This window comes from Oceaniovalibus sp. ACAM 378 (genome assembly GCF_008085915.1).
Taxonomy (GTDB): domain Bacteria; phylum Pseudomonadota; class Alphaproteobacteria; order Rhodobacterales; family Rhodobacteraceae; genus Oceaniglobus.
In genome coordinates, this window is the sequence record NZ_VSJK01000011.1 from 176205 (window position 1) to 186815 (window position 10611).

8 protein-coding genes and 4 pseudogenes are annotated in these 10611 nt (G+C 56.2%); 7 read left to right on the plus strand and 5 right to left on the minus strand.

Annotated elements, in window-relative coordinates:
* Window positions 1-149 precede the first annotated feature (149 nt).
* The 4 genes and pseudogenes from FQ320_RS16255 to FQ320_RS26470 form a co-directional block, all read left to right on the plus strand.
* A complete protein-coding gene (locus tag FQ320_RS16255) occupies window positions 150-1778 on the plus strand; it encodes an acyl-CoA dehydrogenase family protein (RefSeq protein WP_148474098.1) in 1629 nt (542 codons plus the stop codon).
* A gap of 87 nt (window positions 1779-1865) precedes the next feature.
* A protein-coding gene (locus FQ320_RS16260; RefSeq protein WP_255509545.1) for an IS3 family transposase occupies window positions 1866-3004 on the plus strand; the annotation gives its coding sequence in 2 pieces (ribosomal slippage) (window positions 1866-2129 and window positions 2132-3004; 1137 coding nt in all).
* An 81-nt stretch (window positions 3005-3085) separates the two neighbouring features.
* Entirely contained in the window at window positions 3086-3331 is a 246-nt protein-coding gene (locus FQ320_RS26865) for a LysR substrate-binding domain-containing protein (RefSeq protein WP_148474137.1), read from the plus strand.
* A gap of 154 nt (window positions 3332-3485) precedes the next feature.
* A pseudogene (locus FQ320_RS26470) lies at window positions 3486-3713 on the plus strand (transposase); the annotation flags it as partial.
* Here FQ320_RS26470 and FQ320_RS25710 read toward each other — a convergent pair.
* The 3 genes from FQ320_RS25710 to FQ320_RS16280 all read right to left on the minus strand — a co-directional run bounded on the left by FQ320_RS25710 (window position 3704) and on the right by FQ320_RS16280 (window position 5724).
* A complete protein-coding gene (locus tag FQ320_RS25710) occupies window positions 3704-3841 on the minus strand; it encodes a 2-dehydro-3-deoxygalactonokinase (protein ID WP_187393929.1) in 138 nt (45 codons plus the stop codon). The pseudogene FQ320_RS26470 and the gene FQ320_RS25710 overlap by 10 nt on opposite strands.
* A 165-nt stretch (window positions 3842-4006) precedes the next feature.
* Entirely contained in the window at window positions 4007-5209 is a 1203-nt protein-coding gene (locus tag FQ320_RS16275; RefSeq protein WP_148474104.1) for an endonuclease domain-containing protein, read from the minus strand.
* A gap of 125 nt (window positions 5210-5334) precedes the next feature.
* Complete coding sequence (locus tag FQ320_RS16280; RefSeq protein ID WP_148474106.1) at window positions 5335-5724, minus strand: HRDC domain-containing protein; 390 nt, start codon at window positions 5722-5724, stop codon at window positions 5335-5337.
* A 99-nt stretch (window positions 5725-5823) separates the two neighbouring features.
* Here FQ320_RS16280 and FQ320_RS16285 point away from each other — a divergent pair.
* Window positions 5824-6221, plus strand: a pseudogene (locus tag FQ320_RS16285) (IS6 family transposase); the annotation flags it as partial.
* A 351-nt stretch (window positions 6222-6572) separates the two neighbouring features.
* Here FQ320_RS16285 and FQ320_RS16290 read toward each other — a convergent pair.
* Window positions 6573-7284: pseudogene (locus FQ320_RS16290) on the minus strand (IS6 family transposase).
* 48 nt (window positions 7285-7332) lie between these two features.
* Between FQ320_RS16290 and FQ320_RS26475 the strand changes: the two are divergent.
* Both FQ320_RS26475 and FQ320_RS16300 read left to right on the plus strand, forming a co-directional pair.
* A pseudogene (locus tag FQ320_RS26475) lies at window positions 7333-7489 on the plus strand (transposase); the annotation flags it as partial.
* Window positions 7490-7653: 164 nt separating this feature from the next.
* Window positions 7654-8655 (plus strand): GSU2403 family nucleotidyltransferase fold protein, encoded by a 1002-nt coding sequence (locus FQ320_RS16300; protein WP_148474108.1) that lies wholly within the window; start codon window positions 7654-7656, stop codon window positions 8653-8655.
* A gap of 150 nt (window positions 8656-8805) precedes the next feature.
* Here FQ320_RS16300 and FQ320_RS16305 read toward each other — a convergent pair whose 3' ends face one another.
* A complete protein-coding gene (locus FQ320_RS16305; RefSeq protein WP_148474110.1) occupies window positions 8806-10314 on the minus strand; it encodes a Fic family protein in 1509 nt (502 codons plus the stop codon).
* Window positions 10315-10611: the final 297 nt, after the last annotated feature.

The window sequence follows — 10611 nt, forward strand, 5'->3', positions numbered from 1 at the left end:
GTTATTGCCCGCGTGGAAGTCTTGTGAACATCCGCCCTGTCGAATTCAAGCCAGCCCTGTGCTACAGTATGTTTCGCTGCTCCGGGTGGCGGTTCAGGCATGCTGGATGAACCACCCGACCGGAGCCTTTGCCGCCCGATGAGGCTCCCATGACGCATTCTGCACCCCAGTCTGATCTTGGCACCCACGAGGTTCACAACCAACCGCCCAGCCGGGGGAATTGCGATCTTTGGGCGAGTGACCCTGTCTTGCGCTCGGTTGCGGCTTTGACGGGCGCGCAGAGAGATCCGCTGAGGAGATATGCGAAAACCCTCGGACGCGCCGAATTGCGTGACGCCGCACGCCAAGCCAATCGCCATACGCCGGAGCTTGACCTGTTCGATCGTGGCGGTCGGCGGCTTGATGAGGTCCGGTTCCACCCAGCCTATCACAAGTTTATGGAAATTTCCGTCGCCGCCGGGTATGCGGCGATTGCCTGGGAAGGCGGGGATGGCGGACATGCAACCCACGCTGCCATGGTCTATCTTGCCAGTCAGGTGGAGCCGGGTCACTGTTGCCCCCTGACAATGACCTATGCAGCCGTCCCGGTCATTTCCGCAGCAGACGGAATTTCAGATGTCTGGCGGCCAAAGGCGCTTTCGCGGACATACGACCCCTCGGTCAGGCCGATCACCCAGAAATCCGGCGCAACTATTGGTATGGCGCTGACCGAAAAACAGGGCGGCTCCGATATCAGGACCAACACCGCGCGCGCCGAAGCGGATGGGGCGGCGTGGCGGTTGACCGGGCACAAATGGTTTTGTTCCGCACCGATGTCAGACGCATTCCTGACGCTGGCGCAGGCGCCCGGAGGGCTCACCTGTTTTCTCGTCCCGCGATGGTTGGAGGACGGTCGGAACCGCATTCGTATCCAGCGACTGAAAGACAAGCTTGGAAACCGCTCCAATGCGTCCGCCGAGATCGAATATGACCGCGCATATGGCCACCAGCTTGGCGAAACGGGACGCGGTATCCAAACGATTGTCGAGATGATCCACCACACCCGGCTTGATACCGCCATGGCCCCAGCGGGCCTGATGCGTGCAGCATTGGTCGAAGCGCTTCATTGGGTTACGCATCGAACCGCGTTTCAGAAAAATCTGATCGACCAGCCGTTGATGCGCACCGTTCTTGCCGATCTTACCCTTGATTGGGAAGGGTCGCTTGCGCTTGGGATGCGCGTTGCCCGGGCTTTTGACGGGACGCGCGATGAAGACCGTGCTTTCGCCCGCATCGGGGTTGCCCTCGCAAAGTTCATGACCAACAAGCTGTGTCCGGTTGTTGTCGGTGAGGCGATGGAGGTCCTGGGCGGCGGGGGGTACATTGAGGACTCGCCACTGCCGATGCTGTACCGTGAGGCCCCACTGAACGGGATATGGGAGGGATCGGGCAATGTCATCTGCCTTGACGTGTTGCGCACCCTTGCGAAAGATCCGGGCACGCGTGATGCACTGAATGCGGAATTGGAGACAGTCACAGGCCAGGATACGAAATATGACGCCGCGCTCAACGCCTACCGCGCGCGATGGAAGGGGCTCGCGGCAGAAGGGGAAGCCCGCTGGTTCGTGGAGCGGACGGCGCTTCTCCTGACCGCCTCCCTCTTGATCAGACAGGCGCCGGACCCGATTGCGGATGCATTTGTCAGAACACGCCTATCGGGCGAAAGGGGCCGTATTTCCGGGGCAGTGAGCAACCTTAACACGCGCGCAATATTGTCGAGAATGGGTCCAATGGACTAAAAAGAGGTGGTTCGGGAAAACTGAACAGCCGGGATAAGTGGACTTTTCGCGCAACACCAGCATGATGCTGCATGCGAGGAGATGACCATGGCAAGACGATCACGCCGGAACCACAGCCCGGTATTCAAGGCGAAAGTCGCGGTGGCCGCGATCAAGGGTGAGAAGACCCTGATCGAGCTGGCACAAGACTTCGATGTCCATCCAAACCAGATCAAACAGTGGCGTGACCAGTTGCTGGAAGGCGCAACGGGGGTCTTTGGCGATGCGGCGAAAGCCGATCCGGAACCTACTGTCGACTTGAAGACGCTGCATGCCAAGATTGGAGAACTTGCGTTGGAGAATGATTTTTTGTCCGGCGCGCTCGGCAAGGCGGGTCTGTTGCCGAGCGCAAAAAGATGATCGATCCCACCGCGAAGTTGAGCGTCAGCCGCCAAGCCGCTGTTCTGCGGATCAGCCGGGGAGCCGTATATTACAAGCCGCGCCCGGTGTCGGATGCCGATCTGAAACTGATGCACCGGATCGACAAGCTGCACATGGAATTCCCGTTCGCGGGCAGCCGGATGCTGCAGGGTCTGCTTGTTCAGGAGGGCTTCAGGGTCGGGCGGCCGCCCGTTGCCACGTTGATGAAACGCATGGGCATTGAGGTGCTTTACCGCAAGCCGAACACTTCAAAACCAGCGCCGGGGCACAAGATATACCCCTATCTGCTACGGAAACTGCCCGTCATCCGGCCCAATCAGGTCTGGGCGATGGACATTACCTACATTCCGATGGCGCGGGGGTTCATCTATCTGGCCGCCGTGCTGGACTGGTTCACCCGGCGTGTCCTGGCATGGCGGGTGTCGATCACGCTGGAGGCTGACTTCTGCATCGATGCTGTCGAGGAGGCTCTGGCGCGTCACGGCCCGCCCGAGATATTCAACACCGATCAGGGCAGTCAGTTCACGTCCATCGACTTCATCAAGGTGCTGGCGGCCAGAGAGATCAAGATCAGCATGGACGGGAAAGGAGCTTGGCGCGACAACGTCTTCGTCGAACGCCTCTGGCGGACTATCAAATACGAGGAGGTCTACCTGCGGGCTTACACCAGCGTATCGGAAGCCCGCGCCGGGATCGGCCGCTATCTCGGATTCTATAACAGCCGCCGTCCGCATTCGTCGCTTGACGGGAAAACCCCCGATCAGGCCTACTTCAACCAGCCGATGCCTGAAGCGGTGGCGGCTTAACCGAGGCGGAAAACCACTTAGAAACCGCCCGGAACCTGTGCAGATCAACCGAACCACCTCTGACAGCATAATTGTCTTAGGATTGCTGGAAACAGCAAGCGGAATTCCTGGGACTACTCCGACGCCTTCAACGGTCAAGGCTTTGAGGCAAAAGGCAGTTTTGAGGGGAACAGCACTGACGTTGTCTATCGCGCGGCGCTTGCCGGAATAGGTATTGCGCGGCTCCCATGTTACATGGCGGACCGAAAGTTCCTGTCGGGTGAGTTGGTTCATGTCATGCCGGAATATGCGCCACCGAGTACCGACATCGCCATCATGTTTGCATGATAAGCGCAACCTCGCTCCAAAAACAAGAGCGTTCATTGATTTCCTTGTGCATCAATTTCGGGATATCCCAGAATTGAGCTACCCCCCGAATTTCGGACACTGACGTAAGCTGCGATTTGTAGTCTGCTGATCTTCAATACGAAGGAGATCAGATATGTCGAAACGGAAGCAACATTACCCAGAGTTCAAGGCGAAGCTCGCGTTGGAAGCGCTGAATGGCAAGCAGACGGTCAGCGAGCTGGCCAGCCGATTTGGGGTGCATCCGACAATGATCCACCAATGGAAACGAGCGTTGCTTGAAGGCGCATCAGGCGTCTTTGAGCGCGGCAGCCGAAAGGTGCCGGAAGTGGATGAAGAACAGCTCAAAGACCTTCACGCCAAGATCGGGGAGTTGGCCCAAAAATCGGCGCGGGCCCATTTTGCATTGGTGCCTGGGATGCAGATTGTCGCGGATCCCGTCGTGCCTGCGATTTGCAAGGCGCCCAGGATCTGGACCTCCTCACCGCGCATGACATCGGCTTCAACCCCGTTCAAGCCCACCGCTTTGAAAATGAAAATATGCGCTCGCCACACGAATATATGGAGGATTGAACCGCAACCGCCTGAGGGTTAGTTGAAATGGGGGCAAGATCACATCGCTCCAGTGTATGGCAGGCAATTAGCCATCCGCTGACATCAGCCTAATGGGCTGCCACCTGCAACATTCCTTATCCACCAATCATGGAAATCTCTAGAGTGGATTGGTGGACAATACGGATGGGCAAATTCAACGGGATCTGCGTCATCAAAGCAAATTGCACGTAGCTGATTGATGATGTCTTTTCGTGCGGCCAGCCTGCCATCCCGACCCTCCCCAAATGCGGCTTGATGGGGGAAAACGGTAGCGTGCCACTTGGCAATTTTTTTCAAATGCTCATCCACGACGGTCTCGATTCTGTTTTCACAATACGCGCGACCGCCCTCGTTCGAGACGTTCTTCCTTAGTTCGTCAAGCTTCCCGGAAAATTTACGGCGCTCCTCCAAGCTCTCGCTCAGGAGTTCCGACATCTTCATGATATTCCTGCGAAACCGAACCCTGGCCTTTTCCTCATCCGGCCCGACCCCAGTGGGCTCGCCGATCCGTGTCCCCAGGGCCGTTTGCTCGCAGGCATTTTCGACAATCAGTTCCATCGTATAGAAGCGACCGGAGAGGCAACTATCGATTTGATGATAAGCATCCAACTCAGCCATTCTGCTTTGGAAATCATCAGCCGCTTTTACCATGACCCCCAGGACATTCCGGACCCCGATAGGCTCTGACGGAGAAGAAACCTCAGCGACCTGTTTCGTTTCTGGCAATGGGGTATTTTTTGGTATCGTTGCGCGTGCCTTTTTAACCTGAGCGATGGCTTCGCGTGGTCGATAAAGCACGACCTTGGCAGGGATTCTACATATGGAATAGCCTTCTGCTTTCAGTTCCAGATCCCTGACGCGGTCACGTTCCACAGCCTCTGGCGAAGAATGCCATAGCGCACCGTCAATTTCGACCACGAGACGTTCATCTACCAGAAAATCGAGCCTGTATCGCAAGACCTTGATCTGGCTGCGCAGCCGAATACCACCACCCACCAGCGCATCGCCGGATGGTTCCAGGTCGAAAGCGTCAAGCATCGCATCCAGAAACGCTGTCTCTGCAGGGGATTGGCAAAGGTCGTCCATCCGCTCTCTGGTCATCAGTTCCGGCTTGGGTGGAGGAGCGCCAGTGATCTTGTCAGGTGCGTTGGCAAGATCGTTGTAGATGCTCCAGCCGATGCCGATGGCAAGAAGGAGCATCGGCGGAAACAGGAAGCCAGTCAGCACGCAGCCGATGGTAAGCAGGATGCGCAGCGGGATTGTCATAAATTAACCTAGGCAAAATGAGTTTAAATAGATGGCTTCGCTTTGTGTCCTGATTATGGCTCTGGCGTTCGGCCAACCGCGTGACCTGTTTTTAGATAGGACGCCGTCGGTTCAGTAGATAGGGTTCACTTTAAGACTTTTACCCGAATAATTGACGGATCTTTCACCCAGGCCTGCGGTACTTTTCCTGTCTCCATATAATGATCCCATTGTCCTCTGAATTCTTTTTCCTTTCTATCGCGCTCAACAATCGCTGCTTTCACAAGCCTAACGAATTGGGAAGTGCAGCCGGACTGCCGGACTGTGTGAATCTTGTCCATTTCCTCTACAGTGGATGGAAGTCGTGCTACGATCAAGAAGAGGTCCCAGTCAGAGAACATACATTCGGGCCCAATGCCTAACCGGTCAGCCATATCTTCAGATTCAGCTCGCAGACGGCGAAACAAGCCCTGTTCAGTATAAGACATCCCCTCCGGAAATGCAGGTATCGGCTTTTGAAACTCGTCATCTTCCATTGTAGGCTACCTCTCTAAGTCCAACACATGTCTCGTCGGAATGGTCACATAAACTGCCGTTCGGTTGCTCGCGTCGCAATTTGGACATAGCTGGCGATGATGTACACACCTTCTATCAGCTACTTACGTCACCGCTTCCCAGCGCAGATCATCGCTCATGCAGTGTGGCTGTACGTCCGTTTCAACCTGAGTCTGCGCGAGGTTGAGGAGATTCTGCAGGAGCGCGGCATCGACGTGTCTATGAAACCATCCGGCGCTGGACCGTCAAGTTTGGTCAGCAGATCGCCCGGAACCTGCGACATCGGCAGGCCCGTCCCGGTGAGGTCTGGCATCTGGACGAAGTCGTCGTGAAAATTGCAGGCAGGTCATACTGGCTGTGGCGCGCCGTCGATCAGAAGGGTGACGTGCTGGAAGAAATTCTTCAATCCAGAAGGCATAAGCGCGCGGCGAAGCGGTTGCTGGTCAGGCTGATAAAGCGGCATGGCAAGCCTGAGAAAGGATCGCACCATCAAACCGTGGGATCAAACACCCAGCGTGGTGTCGGACAGATCTGTGTCACGCGCACCATGGAACGTTCACGCGGCAATCGAGTTCAAATTGCATGACGCGCGGAACGATTAGAGCAAGGTCGGGTTGAAACCGAACATGCAGCCCGCACAAGCCCAAGCGCGGTACCCTACAGGAAGGGAGAACCAGATGCCCAATCAACCGGACCACTCCAAGGAAAAACGCCCACCACACCCCAAGCGTAAAAATGATCAGGATGACCACGAAGGTGCCGCTCATCGCCCTGAGGGGCATTGCCAAGTTGTTTGTCATTGATTGCGATAGGCTTAATTATCTACTGATCAGGCAGTCATCTCGGTGGCATAGCCCGCCCACAGGTCGAACGCGTCGTCCCGTGCGTGGCGGTAGGAGATGGATGAAAGTCGGTGACGACGGGGGCGGAAGATTGTGTTGATCTGGTCATTAGCGGCAAGAGATCTTTGCGCCTGGTGTTGTGATTTGAACCGTCCGAGAGATCTTCTCTCGCCGCCTTGTGGGACGGTGTGACCCTTCGATCCGATTATTAAGGCCTTTGTGGGCGCGATGATCAGCACACGGCACCAGATCGCGGATCGGCTTAAAATGACTGCGCAGCTTTTCCGTGATCACAACGCGCGGTTTGCCGAACTGAGCGATGAGCCGCTTCAGAAAACGCATTGCTGATTTCGCGTTTCGTTTTGGCTGCACGAGAATATCCAGAACATCCCCGTTTGCATCTACCGCTCGCCAAAGCCAGTACTTCACGCCGTTGATCGGCAGTACGACCTCATCAAGATGCCATTTGTTGCCTGCAGTGGGTCGATCCCTCCGGATGCAGGCGGCGAAATGAGCATCAAACCGGTTTACCCACAGCCGAATGGACTCGCGGCTGACATCCACGCCGCGCTCGGCGAGCAAATCTTCGACATTCGCAGTGCTAAGCGCAAACCGATGATATGCCCACACGGCATAGGAGATAATCTCCCGGGGAAAACGAAAGCCCTTCAGGCGCGGCTGTGTCGATGTTGTCTTCATGATGACCGGTTATCCCGCCTCAATCCCGCGATCAACTTGGCAATGCCCTTCAGCTTGTTCCTGACTGGCGGTCGTGTAGCCATCGACAAAAATCCGGCCGAATGCACACTGCGCTTGATCGGCATCGGAAGAAAAAAACTGACTCTTCGCCGGGGCCGACACCGGTGCGGCGAAACTCGCACGCGCCATGACGATCATTGAATCTACAATCCTGTCCTCTGGCAGGTGCAATCGCCTTCACGCTTGTCGCATGGGGTCGGACGAGACTGGGTGGCAGGCTTCGCCGAATTCCTCTCTGCGGAAATATATTTGACGGGTGACCGTTTCGGCCCATATACCTACACATAAATTATTATTGTGTAGGTAGCCATGACAGAGCATATCCCGCTGAGCGTCCAGACGACGTACCGCGATCTTCTCGACCGCCAGATTCGGCGTCCGACCCCGGAAATTGAAGGCAGTATCGTCCCGGTGGAGAACAAGGGCGCGCGCTACTGGGTTTCACGCAGGAGAATCGGTGCGCGCGTCGTCGAGAAGCGCATTGGGCCGGACAACGCCCAAAACAGGCGCAAGGCCGAAGAACTGCATCGGCAAAATGATGCCCTTCAGGAATGGTTGCGCGAGACAGGACGACTTGTCTCGCAGCTTCGGGCGGCGGGTATGCCTACCCCTACACCTGGCACAGGGAAGCTGATCAATGCCCTGGCGCGAGTCGGACTGTTTCGTTCCGGAGGTGTACTTGCAGGAACGCATGCTTATGGCCTCTATGCACTCGAACTCGGCGTGCATTCCAAGAATAGCCTGGCCATGACGGAAGATGTCGATATCGCAGCAGCGAAGTCAGTAAATATCATTTCGGGAGACGTTACAAACTTGGCGGCGTCGTTGGAGGGTGTTGGCCTGAGGCCGGTGGCAGGGCCGGGAGAGATACACCCGGCGAGATGGGAAACGGATGACGGGATCGTCCTGGACGTTCTGACACCGAAGCAGCGCGGCGGTGAAGCATCAGTCCGCCACGAAGGCCTCGGCATCTGGGCCCAAGCCCTGAGCTATCTGGACTTCAGCCTCGAGAACGCTATTGATGCCGTCCTTCTTTATCGGGAAGGGATACCAGTCAGAATTCCCGCTCCGGAACGGTTTGCCGTGCATAAGCTGATCGTGGCGTCGGCACGTCGCGGAACATATCGGGCAAAATCCGAGAAGGATCTTGCCCAAGCCGAATGGCTGATCGCAACTCTCGCCGAATCTCGCCCATTCGAACTCGGGGAGGCGCTGGATGCGGCGCGTGGCAGGGGGCCAAAATGGCGTCGGGCGCTGGATGACTCGCTCAAACGTCGGCCAGCACTGAAAGACATACTCATCGGCTTATAGATCGAATTTTCGACATCCAGCCTTCGACCAGACCGGCGCAGGATTTGCGAACGCTCCCCGAAACAACGCCCCGTTAAGTGCTCTTCGAGCTATTTGTTCAGAACTCAACCTCCGAAGAAATCTTTGGGAGTTTCGTTTGTCCCATCTTTTTCAATCGAGATCCCACGCCTCCGCATAGGCCTCCTCAATCATAGTGACCTCTCCCTCGGTCAGTGCCGAGAATTCTTTGCGCAAGGCGCGCTTGGACAGCTTGCCGTTCCCTTGCTCCAAGAATCCTCGCAATAGATCAACTATGCGCGCCGGCATTTCCAGCATCTCATCAATGCTGGATTTGAACCGGTCATAGCGCGTGATGTAGTCAATCTCGCCCGGCAGGTCGTGCTCGACTGCTTCCCTGACACAATCGGCAACAAACTCGGCATGCTCGGTGCTGTCAAAGAAGCGGTAAAGCACCGCAGTTTCCGACAGAACCTCCACATTTCCCTGAGCCGTGGGCTTCCACTCAATGAACTCCATCATCGGCCCCGACACGGACTTCAGAACGTCGCTGTATTCCTCGATGCGTCGGTAAACAACGACACTGATCGGAAAGACCAGACCCGCTGGACTGAAACCACCGTGCGCCAACACATGGTGCAGCAAATACCGGTGGATACGACCATTCCCATCCTCGAAAGGGTGGATATAGACAAAGCCGAACGACAGTGCAGCCGCGACCACCATCGGATCAACGCCACCCCCAAGGGCGCGCGCTTCATAAAGCGCAAGACCCTCCAAAAGGTCAGGTAAATCCTCATGCCGGGCGCTGATGTGCACTGGTTCCGGCGTCTTTCCATCCCGGCTGTGACCGCCGACAAAGCCGCCCTCCGTGCGAATACCCATCTTCACAAAGCGTGCATCCTGCAAAACAACTTGCTGTAAGCGCTCAAGCTCGTTTAGCGACAGCTGGTGGCTTCCCGCCTCGCCAATCGCGCGCGCCCAGCGGGCGGCACGCTGGGGTCCAGGCTTTTCCTGCTCGATAGCAAATGAGGCCTTGGAATCATTCAACAGCAAAAAAGCCGCGGCGCGTGACACGATATGCTGCGGTGCCTTTTCGGTGACCTCCCTTGCTTGAGTAGGCAATCCCCGCTCAATCAGCTTGTGAAGCTTCAATGATCTCTGCACGAGCGGACAAAATGCCGGGGTGCCAGGCAGATTGTTGATGACCTTGTGACGCGCCGACCGATCTCCAGGATCGATCACAAAATATGCGTTCGGATCAAGCGCAGGCTCATACTTCACCTTGCCCAGATCCGGCACATCCAACTTCTCACCCGTCAGCCATTCCCAAAAGAACCACACCCGGCGCGCAAAGACACTGGTTGTTCCTGCCAAGGCCTGGGAGATTTCAGAACGGTCCGCAACTCTGGTCACCTCATGCAAGATTCGCAAATCGATGCCTTCGTTCTTGATGGCAAACACCAGATGATGAAACACAATCTCACCCGGCCATTGCGGCGCGCGGAAAATTTCCCATTCAGGCTCGGATTGACGCGTGTGGCGGTCTGATACAAAGGCCAAACGGCGAGGCATGGGCACACGCAAGCCAAGCTCGCTGACCAGCCAGCCATATCCGGCAATCCGCCCCGGACCCGGAAGTTTACGTCCGTAGAAATTCATCACTTCGCCTCGAAAATCTTCACTGTTCGATAGTTTGCATAGCTTTTTGTCACTCACCTCGCAATGCAACCAGTATCAAAAACCCTCACCGCACGTCATTTTTTCTCACCTTTGGGGTTTCGCGTCACTTTTCATCACCCTTTCCGTTGATACCTTTGTACGGCATTGTGAGGTTGTTGAAGCTTGAACGCCCGGGTACTCTCCGGCCATGCTGAGTATTGAAGATTTGTCCCGGATCAAATGCTTCCGGTTTCCGCGGAGCGTCATTGGCTACACCGTTTGGGCCTACCATCGTTT

Coding starts and splice junctions, on each gene's coding strand:
- FQ320_RS16255 (WP_148474098.1), top strand. CDS start 150: ATGACGCATTCTGCACCCCAGTCTGATCTTGGCACCCACGAGGTTCAC.
- FQ320_RS25710 (WP_187393929.1), bottom strand. CDS start 3,841: ATGCGCGGTGAGGAGGTCCAGATCCTGGGCGCCTTGCAAATCGCAGGC.
- FQ320_RS16275 (WP_148474104.1), bottom strand. CDS start 5,209: ATGACAATCCCGCTGCGCATCCTGCTTACCATCGGCTGCGTGCTGACT.
- FQ320_RS16280 (WP_148474106.1), bottom strand. CDS start 5,724: ATGGAAGATGACGAGTTTCAAAAGCCGATACCTGCATTTCCGGAGGGG.
- FQ320_RS16300 (WP_148474108.1), top strand. CDS start 7,654: ATGACAGAGCATATCCCGCTGAGCGTCCAGACGACGTACCGCGATCTT.
- FQ320_RS16305 (WP_148474110.1), bottom strand. CDS start 10,314: ATGAATTTCTACGGACGTAAACTTCCGGGTCCGGGGCGGATTGCCGGA.